Below are 14,764 nucleotides of genomic sequence, written 5' to 3'. Positions count from 1 at the left end.
CGCGGAGCGACGTCGCTCCCGCTCCTGCTCGGGGCGGGCGCCGGCGCGGGGCGAGCGTGAACGCCACGCCGGTCGACCCCGCGTCGGGAGTGGTCTACCCGGTGGGGCTGCGGCTGCTCGACCGGAGGGTCGTGGTCGTCGGCGGCGGCCAGGTCGCCCACCGCCGGGTGGCCGGCCTGCTCGAGGCCCGCGCCCGGGTGACCGTGGTCAGCCCGGAGGTCACGCCCGCCCTGGAGGCGCTGGTCGGGCCCGGCGCGGTCACCTGGCTGCGGCGCGGCTACCGGCCCGGCGACCTCGACGGCGCCTGGTACGCGGTCGCCGCCACCGACGACCCCGCGGTCAACGCCGCCGTCGCGGAGGAGGCCGAGCGGTCCCGGGTGTTCTGCGCCCGCGCCGACGACCGCGCGGCGTCCAGCGTCTGGACCCCCGCCGTCGGGCGGCAGGGCGACCTCGTCGTGGGCGTGCACGGCGGCGGCGACCCGCAGCGGGCCGTCGCCGTCCGGGACGCGGTCGTCGCCGGGCTCACCGACGGCAGCATCCGCGACCGGGCGGCCCGCGCCGCACCGGAGGGGCGGCCGGGCACCGTCGTCCTCGTGGGCGGCGGACCTGGCGACCCGGGGCTGGTCACCGTGCGCGGCCAGCAGGCGGTGTCCCAGGCCGACGTCGTGATCGCCGACCACCTCGCGCCGCAGTCGCTGCTGGCCTCGCTGCCGGCCGACGTCGAGGTCATCGACGCCTCCAAGCTGCCGCGCGGGCGGTACATGGCCCAGGAGCAGATCAACGCACTGCTGGTCGAGCACGCCCGGGCCGGCCGGCGGGTGGTGCGGCTCAAGGGCGGCGACCCGTTCGTCTTCGGCCGCGGCATGGAGGAACTGGCGGCGTGTGCGGCCGCCGGCGTGCCGGTGGAGGTGGTCCCCGGGGTGACCAGCGCGATCGGCGTGCCGGGGCTGGCCGGCATCCCGGTCACGCACCGCGGACTCACCCACGAGTTCGTCGTCGTCTCCGGGCACGTGCCGCCCGGCCACCCGCAGTCGCTGGTCGACTGGCCGGCGCTGGCGCGGTTGCGGGGCACCCTCGTCGTCCTCATGGGCGTCGACACCGCCCCGGCGATCGCCGCTGCGCTGGTCGAGCACGGCCGCGACCCGGAGACGCCGGTCGCCGTGGTCGCCGACGGCTCCACGCCCACCCAGCGCACGGTGCGCACGACCCTGGCAGGGCTGGGCAAGGCGCTGGCGGAGGAGGGCATCCGGCCGCCCGCGGTGTGGGTCGTCGGCGAGGTGGTCCGGCTCTCTGCGGAGCTCGGCTCGCCCCGCTGAGCGGACGGGCCGCACGTTCCCGCGGGAACGTCCGGCCGGCTCAGCCCGCCCGGTCCGGCGCCCGGGTGCGCAGCTCCCGGACCGCCGCGGCGGGGTCGTCGACGTAGAACGCCACGCGGGCGACCGGGGCGGCCTGGTCGGCGAGGCGCACCGTCGGGTCGACGCGCAGTTCGACGTTCGTGTCACCCATGACCGACACCACCAGCCGGTCGCCGTCGCAGACGACGGTGCGCCGGTGACCGGTCTCCACGCGGCGCCGCACCGCCACGACCCCGGCGAGCGGGACGGTGACCGACCGGAAGTGGCCGAACCGCAGCACCAGCACCTCCTCCCCGACCAGGTGCGGGTGCTGGCGCAGGGACAGGCCGAAGCCGACCATCCACACCAGCGCGTACACGGACACGGCCAGCAGCACCCACCGCACGGTCTCCCACGGGAGCAGCACGTGGACGACGACGGTCTCCAGCGCCCCCAGGAAGCAGATCACGGCCACCACCAGGCCGAACCGGCCGGCGTAGGGCAGCGGGGTGTCCCCGGCGCCCACACTCCGGCGCCGGCGCACGGCCCACCACATCGCGCGGAACAGCCCGGCCTCCGCCCGGGCCAGCCGGAGGAGCACCGGCGGCCACGCCGCCTGGAGCCCGGCCACGACGGCCGGGGCGCGCGACGCCCCCGACCTGCGGGCGGAGCGGTACGCGCGCCGGAACACCACGGCCTCTCCGGCGACGACCACCAACAGCAGCGCCTCCAGGACGACCCCGACCAGCACACCGGTCCGGAGGTCGAGCACTCCGGAGAGGACCAGCGCCGCGTCCAGCAGCGGGACCACCACGGCGCCCCCGTGGGAGATCGAGACGACGGTCCGGCGCCGCAGCACGACCAGCCTCCTCGGCGGGGTTCCGGAACCCGCCGGTCACATCATGGGGCCGAACGGTGGCCGGGGACCGCTGTCGCGACCGGCGGGGAGCACGCAGCCGTCAGATGTTGGCGCCGTCCGGGGGTGGGTCCTCCGGCAGCGGCGCGGCGAACCCGCTGCCCTCCGCGGACGGCGGGGTCATGCCGACGGTGTAGGCGGTCATCGACAGCGACCCGTAGGCGTAGCCGTCGACCAGGACGTCCGCGGTCGTCCCGGTCGCCCCGGCGATCCCGGCGACGTAGAGCAGCGGCAGGAAGTGGTCCGGCGTCGGGACGGCGAGGTCGTAGTCGCGGTGCCCGTCGAGGCGGAGCACCTCGGTCGGCTCGAGCTGCATGAACTCCTGCGCCTGCTCGTCGAACCGGCGCGCCCAGTCGAACCCGCCGTCGGGCATCGCCCGGCTCACCCCGCCGAGGTTGTGCACGACGTTCCCGCTGCCGATCACCAGCACGCCGTCCTCCCGCAGCGGCGCGAGGGAGGCGCCGAGCTGCAGGTGGTAGTCGAACGGCTTGAGCGCGTTGATCGACAGCTGCACGACCGGGATGTCGGCGTCGGGGAACGCGTGCCGCAGCACCGACCATGTGCCGTGGTCGATGCCCCAGCTGTCCCGGTCGGCGCCCACCCAGGTCGGGTGGACGATGTCGGCGACCTCCTGGTACAGCTCCGGCAGGCCCGGCGCGTCGTAGCTGACGTCGAACAGCTCGCGGGGGAAGCCGAAGAAGTCGTGGATGGTGCGCGGCTGCGGCATCGCGGTCACCGCGGTGGCGTGCACGTACCAGTGCGCGGAGACGACGAGGATCGCCCGCGGCCGCGGCACCGACTCCCCGAACGCGCGCCACGCCTCGGTGTAGCGGTTCTTCTCGAGCGCGTTCATCGGGTTCCCGTGGCCGAAGAACGCGGCGGGCATGACGGACATGCGACCTCCCCCTCCCGACGGCGGTCGGTCGATCATCTCCCGCACCCGGCCGGGAGGGCGAGGGAACGCCTCACCCCGCGTTGGACACCGGCGGCACCCGGCGCAGCGCCGGGGACAGCCAGCGCGCCCCCGGGCCCTCGCCCGCGGCGACGTCGCCGGGGTTGGACAGCGCGCACCGGGTCAGGGACAGGCAGCCGCAGCCGATGCACGAGCTGAGCCCGTCGCGCAGCTGCACCAGCGCCGCGATCTGCTCGTCGAGCCGGTCCCGCCAGCCCTGCGACAGCCGCGCCCAGTCCCGCGCCGACGGCGTCCGCCCCTCGGGCAGCGTGGCCAGCGCCGTCCGGATCTCCGGCAGGGTGAGCCCGACGTTCTGCGCGGCCCGGATGAACGCCAGCCGGCGCAGGACGCTGCGCGGGAAGCGACGGGCTCCGCCGGCCGTCCGGGACGCCGCGATGAGCCCCTGGGCCTCGTAGTACCGCAGCGCCGACGCCGCGATCCCGGCCCGCTCGGCCACCTGCCCGATGGTCAGCTCGTCCGCCACGACGACCTCCTCGAATTGAAGTCGACTCCAAGTATTGACCTCGAGTGCACTTCAGGTTCCACCGTGGCGGCATGACTCGCACCGCACTCGTCACCGGAGCGTCCCGCGGCCTCGGCGCCGCCCTCACCCAGGCCCTCGCCCGGCGCGGCTGGCGCCTCGTCGTCGACGGCCGCGACCCCGACCGCCTCGCCGCCGCGGTCGCCGCCCTGCCCCGCCCGGACCTGGTCACCGCCGTCCCCGGGGACGTCGCCGACCCCGCGCACCGGGCCGCCCTCGCCGCGGCCGTCGGCGACCGTCTGGACCTGCTGGTCAACAACGCCAGCGAGCTCGGCCCCACCCCGCTCCCCCGGCTCGCCGACCTGCCGCCGGCAGCGCTGGAACGGGTGCTCGCGGTGAACACCGTCGCGCCGCTCGCCCTGGTCCAGGCGGTGCTGCCGGCGCTCGAGCGGGCCGGCGGCACGGTGCTCGACATCAGCAGCGACGCCGCGGTCGAGGCCTACGAGGGCTGGGGCGGGTACGGCGCGAGCAAGGCCGCACTCGACCTGCTGACCGCCGTCCTCGCCGTCGAGCACCCGGCGCTGCACGTCCACGCGGTCGACCCCGGCGACATGGCCACCGACATGCACCGGGCCGCCGACCCCGACGCGACCGGGCTGCCGGCCCCGGAGGACGTCGTCCCCTCCCTGCTGCGACTGGTCGAGGGCGGCCGGCCCAGCGGCCGCTACCGGGCCGCCGAGCTCGCCGTCGGCGCGGAGGCCGCGCGATGAGCGCCGTGGCCATGGGCGCCGAGGCGACCGCGCCGCCCGAGCACCGCGGCCTGGCCCGCGACGAGGTCCGCCTGCTCGTCGTCCGGCCCGCCGGCCTGCACGACGCCGTCTTCCGGGACCTGCCCGAGCACCTCGAGCCCGGCGACCTGGTCGTGGTCAACACCTCGGCGACGCTGCCGGCGCGGCTCGACGTCCGCCGGGCCGACGGCACGACCGTCCCCCTGCACGTGTCGACGGCGCTGGACGACGGCGACTGGGTGGTCGAGGTCCGCCGGCCGGACGGCGACGGACCCGACCGCGGCGTGGAGCCGGGCACCGAGCTCGACCTCCCCGGCGGCGTGCGACTGCGGCTGCTCGCGGCGTTCCCGGACCCGGCCCACCCCTCTCGGCTGTGGCGGGCCCGGACCGAGCCGCACGCCGACCGGGGAGCGCACCTCGCCCGCCACGGGCAGCCGATCCGCTACGGCTACCTGCGCACCGCCCCGACCCTCGCCGACGCGCAGAACGTCTACGCGACCGAGCCGGGCAGCGCGGAGAACGCCAGCGCCGGGCGGCCCTTCACCGACCGGCTGCTGGTGCGGCTCATGGCCCGCGGGGTGCCCGTCGTCCCGGTGGTGCTGCACGCCGGGGTCTCCAGCCCCGAGCTGCACGAGCCGCCCGCGCCGGAGCGCTTCGACGTCCCGGAGGTCACCGCCCGCCTGGTCACCGCCACCCGCGAGGCCGGGGGGCGGGTCGTCGCCGTCGGCACGACCGTGACGCGCGCGCTGGAGACCGCGACCGGCGAGGACGGCGTCACCCGCCCGGCGGCCGGCTGGACCGACCTCGTGCTCGGCCCCGACCGCCCCGCCCGCGCGGTCACCGGGCTGGTCACCGGCCTGCACGCACCCGACGCGAGCCACCTGCTGCTGCTGGAGGCGGTCGCCGGGCGGGCGCTCGTCGAGCGGGCGTACGCCCACGCCGCCGCCGGCAGCTACCTCTGGCACGAGTACGGCGACACGATGCTCTTCCTGCCCTGAGCGAGGTGTGGGACGGCCGGGTCGGGGGAAGGCTGGCGGTGCCGGAGCTGCGGCCAGGACGGTCGGACGTCTCCGGCCTTGGACCGGGCGGTGCGCCCGGACCCCGGGAGGTGCCCGTGCCAGGGACGTGGCTGCTCGGCGCGGAGGCCGAGCGCGGCGACGACGAGGACGGCGCCCGCGCGGTGCTGCTGGGCGTGCGCGCGGGGGGCGACGGAGCCGCCGACCCCCTCGACGAGCTCGCGCGGCTGGCCGAGACCGACGGCGTGGACGTCGTCGGCCGGCTGGTGCAGGCGCGCGACCGGCCCGACCCGGCCACCTACCTGGGCTCGGGCAAGGTCACCGAGCTGGCCGACCTGGTCCGGCAGCGGGACGCCGCCCTCGTCATCGCCGACGGCGACCTCTCCCCGGCCCAGGTGCGCAACCTGGAGGACCGCCTCGGTGCCCGGGTCGTGGACCGGACGGCGCTGATCCTGGACATCTTCGCCCAGCACGCGCGCAGCAGTGAGGGCAAGGCGCAGGTGGAGCTCGCCCAGCTGGCCTACCAGCTGCCCCGGCTGACCGGGCACGGCACGGAGCTGTCCCGGATCGGCGGCGGGCGGACGGCGGGCGGGGCGGGCACCGGCGTCCGCGGGCCCGGTGAGATGCGGCTGGAGCGGCAGCGGCGGCACCTGCGCCGGCGGATCACCCAGCTGCGCCGCCAGGTGCAGGAGACCGCCCGGCGCCGGGAGCGGACGCGGCTGCGGCGCCGGCGCAACCGGGTGCCCTCGGTGGCGCTGACCGGGTACACCAACGCCGGGAAGTCCGCGCTGATGAACCGGCTGGCCGGCGCCGACGTCCTGGTGCAGGACGCGCTGTTCGCCACGCTGGACCCGACCGTCCGCCAGGCCCGCACGCCGTCGGGCCGGGAGTACACGCTCAGCGACACCGTCGGCTTCGTCCGCCACCTGCCGCACCAGCTGGTCGACGCGTTCCGCTCCACCCTGGAGGAGGTCACCGAGGCCGACCTGGTGCTGCACGTCGTGGACTCCTCGGCCCCCGACGCGATGGCCCAGGTGACGACGGTCCGCGGCGTGCTCTACGAGATCGGCGCCCGGGACAAGACCGAGCTGCTCGCGCTCAACAAGGTCGACGTCGCCCCGCCGGAGTGGCTCGCCGCGCTGCGGGCGGCCTATCCCGACGCCGTCCCCGTCTCGGCGCTCACCGGCGACGGGCTCGACGACCTGCGGCGGGCCGTGGAGACGGCGCTGGACCAGCGGTAGCGCCCGCGCTCGGCGCCTCCTCGAGCCCTGCCGTCCACCCGCCGGCGCGGGTGGTCCGTGCGTGGTGCCGGCCCGGGCTCCCGGCACCTCGCTGCAGCCACGTTGCACGGGGCAGACGCGAGACGGCCCCGGACCATACGGTGTGGCGGGGAGCACGTCGCGCCGTCGCGGCGTCGGACACGCAGGAGGTAGTCGTGAGCGAGACGACCGAGGTGGAGGGCCGCCGGTTCCCGGTGCCCGAGCAGCTGGCCGCCCAGGCCAACGTGGGTCCCGACGTCTACGAGGAGGCGTCGCGCGACCGGCTGGCGTTCTGGGCGAAGCAGGCCGAGCGGCTGACCTGGGCGCAGCCGTGGGACCAGGTCCTCGACTGGACCAACCCGCCCTTCGCCAAGTGGTTCGTCGGCGGCAAGCTCAACGTCGCCTACAACTGCGTGGACCGGCACGTCGAGGCCGGCCACGGCGACCAGGTCGCCTACCACTGGGAGGGCGAGCCCGGCGACACCCGGACGATCACCTACGCGCAGCTCAAGGACGAGGTCTGCAAGGCCGCCAACGCGCTGCTCGAGCTGGGCGTGCAGACCGGCGACCGGGTCGCCATCTACATGCCGATGATCCCCGAGGCGGTGATCACCATGCTCGCCTGCGCCCGCATCGGTGCGGTGCACATGGTGGTCTTCGGCGGCTTCTCCCCCGACGCCCTGGCCAGCCGGATCACCGACGCGCAGGCCCAGGTGGTCGTCACCGCCGACGGCGGCTACCGCCGCGGGGCGCCGAGCGCGCTCAAGCCCAACGTCGACGAGGCGCTGACCCGGACCGAGGGCGTGCGCAGCGTCATCGTCGTCCGGCGGACCGAGCAGGACGTCGAGATGACCGAGGGCCGCGACGTGTGGTGGCACGACCTGGTCGACCGGCAGTCCACCGAGCACACGCCCGAGGCGTTCGACGCCGAGCACCCGCTGTACATCATGTACACGTCGGGGACCACGGCGAAGCCGAAGGGCATCCTGCACACCAGCGGCGGCTACCTGACCCAGGTCAGCTTCACGCACTGGGCGAGCTTCGACCTCAAGGCCGACACCGACGTCTTCTGGACCGCCGCCGACGTCGGCTGGGTCACCGGCCACAGCTACATCGTCTACGGGCCGCTCTCCAACCGGGCCACCAGCGTCATGTACGAGGGGACGCCGGAGACCCCGCACCGCGGCCGCTGGTTCGAGCTCATCGAGAAGTACCGGGTCTCGATCCTCTACACCGCCCCCACGGTGATTCGCACGTTCATGAAGTGGGGCGAGGACATCCCCGCAGGCTTCGACCTGACCAGCCTGCGCATCCTCGGGTCGGTCGGCGAACCGATCAACCCCGAGGCCTGGCTGTGGTACCACCAGAACATCGGCGGCGGGCGCTGCCCGATCGTCGACACCTGGTGGCAGACCGAGACCGGCGCCCACATGATCAACCCGCTGCCGGGCGTCACGAACCTCAAGCCCGGCTCGGCCCAGACCCCGTTCCCGGGCATCTCGGCCAAGGTCGTCGACGACGAGGGCAACGAGCTCGGCGACGACACCACCGGGCTGCTCGTGCTCACCGAGCCGTGGCCGTCGATGCTGCGCACCATCTGGGGCGACGACGACCGCTACGTCGACACCTACTGGTCGCGGTTCGGCAAGGACGTCTACTTCGCCGGGGACGGCGCCAAGAAGGACGCCGAGGGCGACATCTGGCTGCTGGGCCGGGTGGACGACGTCATGAACGTCTCCGGTCACCGCATCTCCACCACCGAGGTCGAGTCCTCGCTGGTCGCCCACCCCGCGGTCGCCGAGGCCGCGGTCGTCGGCGCCAGCGACCCGACCACCGGGCAGGGCATCGTCGCGTTCGTCATCCTGCGGGGCAACGCCGAGGACTCCGGCGAGGACCTGGTCAAGGAGCTGCGCCTGCACGTCCGCAAGGACATCGGCCCGATCGCCAGCCCGCGCCAGATCATGGTCGTCCAGGAGCTGCCCAAGACCCGGTCGGGCAAGATCATGCGCCGGCTGCTGCGGGACGTCGCGGAGAACCGCGAGCTGGGCGACGTCACCACGCTCACCGACTCGTCGGTGATGAACCTGATCAAGGACAAGCTGCCGGCGTCGGCGTCCTCGGAGGACTGAGACGGAGTGCGGGAGCGCAGCTCTCCTGCGCTCCCGCACTCCGCTAGGGGGACACCGGGGACGCGCGCCCGGTGATCATGGGGCACCATTCCCCCAGGTGGACCGCCCGCCCGGCGGCCCGTAACCGCCATCGACCTCAGGAGGCGCCCCCGTGGCCCACAGCGCATCGTCGACCCCGCCCCTGGGCCGGCCCGCCGGCGCGGAGGAGCCCTCCATCGGCGTCCTCGTCCAGAGCGCCATGGCGGACATGTCGACGCTGATCCGCAGCGAGATCGAGCTGGCCAAGGCCGAGGTCGGGAAGTCGGCGAAGAAGGCCGGCATCGGCGCCGGGGCGTTCGGCGCCGCCGGCGTCCTGCTGGGCGTCTCCACGGTCTTCCTCTTCATCACGATCGCCGAGTTCCTCACCTGGCTGGGCCTCCAGCGCTGGATCTCCTACCTGATCGTCTGGGCGTTCTTCGTGCTGCTGGCCGCGATCGCCGCCGTCGTCGGCCGCGGGCAGATCAAGAAGATCGAGAAGCCGGAGCGGACACTGGAGACGCTGCGCGAGCTGCCCGCGGTCGTCCACCGGGAGGCCCCGGGCGAGCGCCGCCGCGAGGTGCCGACGGTGAGCAACGGCCGCGTGCAGCTGCGCGGCAGCGAGAACTACCGCGTCTGACCCGGGCCGCGCGCCGGTCGTGAGCGTCCCCGAGGAGGAGCCGCCCGACGCCACCAGCGTCCTGCTGCCCGGTCCCTGGACGCACCGCGACCTGTCGGCCAACGGCGTCCGGCTGCACGTCGCCGAGGCCGGCGAGGGACCGCTGGTCCTGCTGCTGCACGGCTTCCCCGAGTTCTGGTGGAGCTGGCGGGCCCAGCTGCCCGCGCTGGCCGCGGCCGGGTTCCGCGCCGTCGCCCCAGACCTGCGCGGGTACGGGGGCAGCGACAAGCCGCCCCGCGGCTACGACCTCCCCACCGCGGCCGCCGACGTCGCCGCCCTGGTGCGCGCCCTCGGCGAGCGGGACGCCGTCGTCGTCGGGCACGACTGGGGCGGGCTGGTCGCCTGGACGGTGGCCGCCCTGCACCCGCGCAGCGTGCGCCGGCTGGCGGTGCTCTCCATGGCGCACCCGCGGATGCTGCGCGCGGCCCTGCGGAACGGCGCCCAGCGACGCGCGCTGCGCCACATGCTGGGCTTCCAGCTGCCGCGGCTGCCCGAGCGGAGGCTCACCCGCGCCGACGACGACCCGGTGGCCGAGCTGATGCGCCGCTGGGCCGGGCCGGCCTGGACGTCGACGACCGACTTCGCCGAGGCGGTGACCCGCTACCGGTCGGCGGCGCGCATCCCCCAGGCCGCCTACGGATCGATGGAGTACTTCCGCTGGGCCGGCCGCTCCCAGCTGCGCCCCGACGGGCTGCGCTACGCCCGCCGGATGGCCGCGCCGGTCACCGCGCCCACGCTGCAGCTGCACGGGGGCCTCGACGCGTACGTGCTGCCGTCGTCCGCCCGCGGGTCGGGCCGTTACGTCGCCGGCGCCTACGAGTGGCGCGAGCTGCCCGACGTCGGCCACTTCCCCCACGAGGAGGCCTCCGACGAGGTCAGCGCCGCCCTGACCGCCTGGGCCCGCTGATCGGCCCCCGCCCAGGGCGTCAGCGGCTCCCCTGCAGTGCCCCGCGGCCGGCCCCGTCCCGGGTCCCGCCCTGAGCCTGCGAAGGGGCGGGAGGACGGGGTCCTTCTATTCGCAGGCGCCCGTGGGGACCGGTGCCGTGGCCGTGGTCCCGGCCGACACCGCGTCGGCGACCTGGGCGTTGGTCAGCGCGTAGCCGGTCTGCGGGTCGTCGATCGCCGAGGCGAACACGACGCCGAGCACGTGCCCCTCGCGGTCGAACAGCGGACCGCCCGAGTTGCCGGCCCGCACCTCGCCGTAGAGCTGGTAGACGTCGCGGACGACGGTCCGGGAGTCCCGGAAGTCCGGCCCGCTGATGTCCCGCCGGTCGCGCACCCGGGCCGGGCCGACGAACAGGTCGCCGCCGCCGGGGTAGCCCATGATGATCGCGTCCGCGCCGGTGTCCACGGGCCCGGCGGCGAAGGTCAGCGGCACCTGCGGCAGCCCGGGGACGGCGAGCACCGCGATGTCGGTCTCCTCGTCGACGTAGACCGGGGTGGCGCCGTACTCCTCCCCCTCCGCGGTGACCACCGGGTCGGTCACGCCGGCCAGGACGTGCGCGTTGGTCAGCACCCGCTCCCGGGCGTAGACGAAGCCGGAGCCGTCGATCTGCCGCGAGCAGGACGGCGCGACGCCGCTGATCTGCACCACCGAGCCCTGCACCGAGGCGACCACCGGGCTGGTCTCCAGCGCCTGGTCCGGCGCCGGGACGTCCCGGGCCTCGGTGGACGTCAGCGGGTCGAGGACGTCGGGCAGGCCGGGCCGCTCGATCGCCCCGCGCAGCGAGTCGTAGACCGCTCGCACCCCGTCGGGCACCGTGCGGTCGACCGCCTGCACCAGCGACGACTGCTTCACCTGGCCGGCCACCTCGGGGAACGGCGCCAGCGCCAGCGGGCTGGCGACCATCCAGGCGACCAGGAGCACCGCCGCCGCCGAGAGCACCGCGCCGGCGATCGAGTCGACCACCTTGGCCGGCTCCCAGGTCACCCGCCGGCGGATCGCCCGGCCGACCGCGCCGGCCAGCAACTGCCCCAGCAGGGCACCGGCGAGGACCACGACCAGGGCGACGAACACACGGGTCACCGGCGAGCCGTCGACCCGGTCGGCGACCGTGCCCGACAGCTGCGCGCCGAGCACCGCGCCGCCGAAGAACCCGAAGAACGACGCGGCCGAGACGACGAGGCCCTGCCGGAAGCCGGAGAAGGCGAAGACCAGCGCGAGGACGATGATGACCAGGTCCACGAACGACATCGCCTAACCGCTCACCGTCATCGTGCCGACCTGGCCGAGCTGCGTGTGGAAGCTGCACTCGAAGCCGTAGTCGCCGGGCGTGGTCACGGTGAACTCGATGGTGCGGGTCTCCCCCGGCGCCAGCAACGGGATCTCCGGGTCGATCCCGGCCGGCCCGGCACCGGGCGTGAAGCGGAAGTTGTGGGTCAGCTGCTCGGCGACGTTCACCACCGTCAGCCGCACCTGCCCGGGTGCGACGGTGAACCGGTCCGGGGTGAACACGTAGTCGTCCTGCGTCTGCAGCGTGACCTCCTGGACGCCGTCGGGCGCCGTCGTCACGGTCCCGGCCGGCGTCCCGGTGGACGACGACGGCGCCGCGGCGCTCTCGTCGTCCCCACCGCACCCGGCCAGGACGCCGACCGCCAGGAGCAACGCGACCAGCGGCGCGCACCCGCGCCCCAGCCGCCGTCCCCACGCGCTCATCGCGGGGGAACCGTACGCGTCGCGGGCCCGTCCGGTGCGGGATCGGCGACCGTCGGCGCGGCGGCCTCCTCCTCCTCGGCGGGCTCGAACGTCCCCGGCAGCTGCGGCCGCCGGGCGCCGATGACCGGCAGCGGGCGGACGTCGGAGACGTCCCAGGGCCGGGCCAGACCCGCCGCATCGAGGATCGCGTCGAGCAGCGCCGCGGTGAACCCCCAGACCACCATGCCCGCGACCCCGAAGGCCGGGCCGACGAAGCCCGACGGGTGCCGGGTGCGGAACCGGTTGGCGGGGTCGGCGAGGTCGGCCAGCGGCACCCGCGCCACCCGGGCCACCTCCCGCGGGTCACCGACGGTCACCTCCCGCGGGTCGTCCCACCAGCCCACCACCGGGACGACGAGGTTGTCCGACCGCCCGAGGAACAGCTCCGGCAGCGTGGCCAGCACGCGCACGCCGTCCGGGTCGATGCCGGCCTCCTCCTCGGCCTCCCGCAGCGCCGTGCCCACCGGGTAGTCGTCACCGGGGTCGACCCCGCCGCCCGGGAACGCCGGCTGACCGGCGTGCGTGCGCAGGTGCGCGGCCTTCTCGATGAGCAGGACGTCGGCGCCGCGCGGGCCCTTCCCGAAGAGGATCAGCACCGCCGAGCGGCGGGCGGTCGCCGTGGGCCGCGGCATCCGGTGGCGCAGCGGCAGGTCCTCGGCGGACTCCAGCAGCCGGCGCAGGTAGCCGGGCAGCTCGCGGTCCTCGGCGGCGCTCACACCTGCACCCCCAGGTGCTCGGCCACCAGGCCCTCGAGCTCGTCGAGGGAGGTGACCGGCCGCAGCTGCAGGTGGGCGACCGAGCCGTCGGCCCGGAGCAGGTAGGTGTAGGGCAGCCCCCGCAGCCCCTGCTCGATCGCGAGGTCGCCGTCGGCGTCGACGCCCGTGGGCATGGTGATGCCGGCGTCGGCGGCGAAGGCGCGCCCGTTGGCCGCCGGGTCCTGGCTGACCAGGCCGACCACCTTGAGCCGGTCGCCGGCCTCGTCAGCGAGCCGCTGCACGATCGGCAGCTCCTCGCGGCAGGGGCCGCACCAGCTGGCCCAGAGGTTGACCACCGTCGGCAGGCCCTGGGCGCGGGCGAAGGCCAGCTCGCCGCCGCCGAGGCAGTCCACCGTCACGTCGGCGAGCACCTCGCCCCCGGACGCCGGCTGGTCGGGCTGTGCGGGACACGGCGCGGTGGTGTTCTCGACCGGGGGCTCGGTCGGCGCCGCCGCGGCATCCGGTTCGTCGGACCCGCAGCCCGCCAGTGCCGCCGCGAGCAGCAGCGCGGCGGCCGCTCCCCTGCCGCGGCCGCTCATTCGGTGTCGGAGGCGGCCGGGGTCTTCACCAGCTTCAGGGCGACCTCCGGGTCGGTCGGGCCGATGCCGTAGGACGGGCACCAGCGGGCCAGACCGCACGCCCCGCAGGCGGCCTTCTTGGCGTGGCAGACGCGGCGGCCGTGGAAGATCACCCGGTGGGAGAACATCGTCCACTCCCGCTTGGGGATCAGCTCCGCGACCTCGGCCTCGACCTTGACCGGGTCGTCCTCCGCCGTCCAGCCGAACCGCCGGACCAGCCGGCCGAAGTGGGTGTCGACGGTCAGCCCGGGGACGTCGAAGGCGTTGCCGAGGACGACGTTGGCCGTCTTCCGGCCGACGCCGGGCAGCGTGACCAGGTCCGCCATCCGGCCCGGGACCTCGCCGTCGAAGCGCTCGACCAGGGCCTGGGCCAGCCCCAGCACCGAGTTGGCCTTGGCGCGGAAGAAGCCGGTGGGCTTGAGGATCTCCTCCAGGTCGGCGCGGTCGGCGCCGGCCAGGGCCACCGCGTCGGGGTACTTGGCGAACAGCGCCGGCGTGACGCGGTTGACCGTCTTGTCGGTGGTCTGCGCCGACAGCACCGTGGCCACGAGCAGCTCGAAGGCGTTGGTGAAGTCGAGCTCGCAGTGCGCGTCGGGGTGGATCAGCGCCAGCTCCCGGGCCATCCGCCGGGCCCGCCGGGTGCGCGCCAGCGGCGTCTCCTCCGGGTCGAACGGTGCGCCACCGCGCGCGGCAGCGCGCCGCGCGCGCGGGGGGACGGGGCGGGCGTAGGCGGGCGAGGACACGCGGTCGAGGGTAGGCGGATCCGCTGACGACTCCGGGTCCGTGCCATCATCGCAGCCGCCGCGGGCGGGCATCGGGTCCCGCGGGGCGGGGTACACAGTGAGTGGCTGCGGGCGCCGGCCCGCCCCCGACGAGGACTGAGGAGGTACCCGGTGGTCGCCCTCATCGTCATCCTCTTCCCGCCGCTGCTCATCGCCTTCCTCCTGGTCATGGAGCGCGTGGAGGAACCGCTGCGGCGGCCGACCGGTCCGCGTGAGGTCGCGGAGTTCCTCAACACCGCCAGCCCCGGCGAGGTCGACACGCTCGCCACCTCGGGGATCCGCCGCGCGATGGCCCGGTGGCGCCGTCGGCGCGCGAGCCGCGTCCGGCGCGAGGCCGAGCCGCCCGTCGTCTAGACCCCGGCAGCCCGGTTCGTCACCCCTCCGG

Annotated in this window: 16 protein-coding genes; 8 read left to right on the top strand and 8 right to left on the bottom strand. The window is 75.5% G+C overall.

Features of this window, described 5'->3' with window-relative positions; genetic code table 11:
- Positions 1-56 precede the first annotated feature (56 nt).
- Positions 57-1,316 carry a uroporphyrinogen-III C-methyltransferase gene (gene cobA / locus ACI79D_RS03600; RefSeq protein WP_456916941.1) on the top strand — a complete coding sequence of 420 codons (1,260 nt, stop codon included), beginning with the start codon at positions 57-59 and terminating at the stop codon, positions 1,314-1,316.
- Positions 1,317-1,356: 40 nt separating this feature from the next.
- On the opposite strand, the gene ACI79D_RS03595 is transcribed toward cobA, so the two are convergent.
- The 3 genes from ACI79D_RS03595 to soxR form a co-directional block, all read right to left on the bottom strand.
- Positions 1,357-2,193, bottom strand: a complete 837-nt coding sequence (locus ACI79D_RS03595; RefSeq protein WP_456916939.1) for a hypothetical protein — start codon at positions 2,191-2,193, stop codon at positions 1,357-1,359.
- Between the two features lie 100 nt (positions 2,194-2,293).
- Positions 2,294-3,145, bottom strand: a complete 852-nt coding sequence (gene ygiD, locus ACI79D_RS03590) for a 4,5-DOPA-extradiol-dioxygenase (protein WP_456916938.1) — start codon at positions 3,143-3,145, stop codon at positions 2,294-2,296.
- Positions 3,146-3,215: 70 nt separating this feature from the next.
- Positions 3,216-3,686 carry a redox-sensitive transcriptional activator SoxR gene (gene soxR / locus ACI79D_RS03585; RefSeq protein ID WP_456916937.1) on the bottom strand — a complete coding sequence of 157 codons (471 nt, stop codon included), beginning with the start codon at positions 3,684-3,686 and terminating at the stop codon, positions 3,216-3,218.
- A gap of 71 nt (positions 3,687-3,757) precedes the next feature.
- Between soxR and ACI79D_RS03580 the strand changes: the two genes are divergently transcribed.
- From ACI79D_RS03580 to ACI79D_RS03555, 6 genes are all read left to right on the top strand, one after another.
- On the top strand, positions 3,758-4,453 hold the full coding sequence (locus tag ACI79D_RS03580; RefSeq protein WP_456916935.1) for an SDR family NAD(P)-dependent oxidoreductase: 696 nt from the start codon (positions 3,758-3,760) through the stop codon (positions 4,451-4,453).
- Complete coding sequence (locus ACI79D_RS03575; RefSeq protein WP_456916933.1) at positions 4,450-5,469, top strand: S-adenosylmethionine:tRNA ribosyltransferase-isomerase; 1,020 nt, start codon at positions 4,450-4,452, stop codon at positions 5,467-5,469. Before ACI79D_RS03580 ends, ACI79D_RS03575 begins: the two co-directional genes overlap by 4 nt.
- Before the next feature lie 116 nt (positions 5,470-5,585).
- Positions 5,586-6,728 carry a GTPase HflX gene (gene hflX, locus ACI79D_RS03570; RefSeq protein WP_456916932.1) on the top strand — a complete coding sequence of 381 codons (1,143 nt, stop codon included), beginning with the start codon at positions 5,586-5,588 and terminating at the stop codon, positions 6,726-6,728.
- Positions 6,729-6,922: 194 nt separating this feature from the next.
- On the top strand, positions 6,923-8,875 hold the full coding sequence (gene acs / locus ACI79D_RS03565) for an acetate--CoA ligase (protein WP_456916931.1): 1,953 nt from the start codon (positions 6,923-6,925) through the stop codon (positions 8,873-8,875).
- 151 nt (positions 8,876-9,026) lie between these two features.
- Complete coding sequence (locus ACI79D_RS03560; protein WP_456916930.1) at positions 9,027-9,530, top strand: phage holin family protein; 504 nt, start codon at positions 9,027-9,029, stop codon at positions 9,528-9,530.
- Positions 9,531-9,549: 19 nt separating this feature from the next.
- Positions 9,550-10,476: an alpha/beta fold hydrolase gene (locus ACI79D_RS03555; RefSeq protein ID WP_456916929.1), complete on the top strand. Its 927-nt coding sequence runs from the start codon at positions 9,550-9,552 to the stop codon at positions 10,474-10,476.
- A gap of 105 nt (positions 10,477-10,581) precedes the next feature.
- On the opposite strand, the gene ACI79D_RS03550 is transcribed toward ACI79D_RS03555, so the two are convergent.
- From ACI79D_RS03550 to nth, 5 genes are read right to left on the bottom strand one after another with little or no spacing between them, the layout of a single operon-like run.
- Positions 10,582-11,763, bottom strand: coding sequence for a MarP family serine protease (locus tag ACI79D_RS03550; RefSeq protein WP_456916928.1), 1,182 nt, complete (start codon positions 11,761-11,763; stop codon positions 10,582-10,584).
- Between the two features lie 3 nt (positions 11,764-11,766).
- Positions 11,767-12,225 carry a plastocyanin/azurin family copper-binding protein gene (locus ACI79D_RS03545; protein WP_456916927.1) on the bottom strand — a complete coding sequence of 153 codons (459 nt, stop codon included), beginning with the start codon at positions 12,223-12,225 and terminating at the stop codon, positions 11,767-11,769.
- A complete protein-coding gene (locus ACI79D_RS03540) occupies positions 12,222-12,980 on the bottom strand; it encodes an NUDIX hydrolase (protein WP_456916926.1) in 759 nt (252 codons plus the stop codon). The genes ACI79D_RS03545 and ACI79D_RS03540 overlap by 4 nt, the downstream gene beginning before the upstream one ends.
- Complete coding sequence (locus ACI79D_RS03535; protein WP_456916925.1) at positions 12,977-13,558, bottom strand: TlpA family protein disulfide reductase; 582 nt, start codon at positions 13,556-13,558, stop codon at positions 12,977-12,979. The genes ACI79D_RS03540 and ACI79D_RS03535 overlap by 4 nt, the downstream gene beginning before the upstream one ends.
- Positions 13,555-14,340 (bottom strand): endonuclease III, encoded by a 786-nt coding sequence (gene nth, locus ACI79D_RS03530; RefSeq protein WP_456916924.1) that lies wholly within the window; start codon positions 14,338-14,340, stop codon positions 13,555-13,557. Before nth ends, ACI79D_RS03535 begins: the two co-directional genes overlap by 4 nt.
- Positions 14,341-14,490: 150 nt before the next feature.
- Between nth and ACI79D_RS03525 the strand changes: the two genes are divergently transcribed.
- A complete protein-coding gene (locus ACI79D_RS03525; RefSeq protein ID WP_456916923.1) occupies positions 14,491-14,733 on the top strand; it encodes a hypothetical protein in 243 nt (80 codons plus the stop codon).
- Positions 14,734-14,764: the final 31 nt, after the last annotated feature.

This window comes from Geodermatophilus sp. SYSU D00708 (assembly GCF_054050115.1).
The sequence above is the reverse complement of the archived record's forward strand: the minus strand, read 5'-3'. Positions and strand labels throughout refer to the sequence as shown.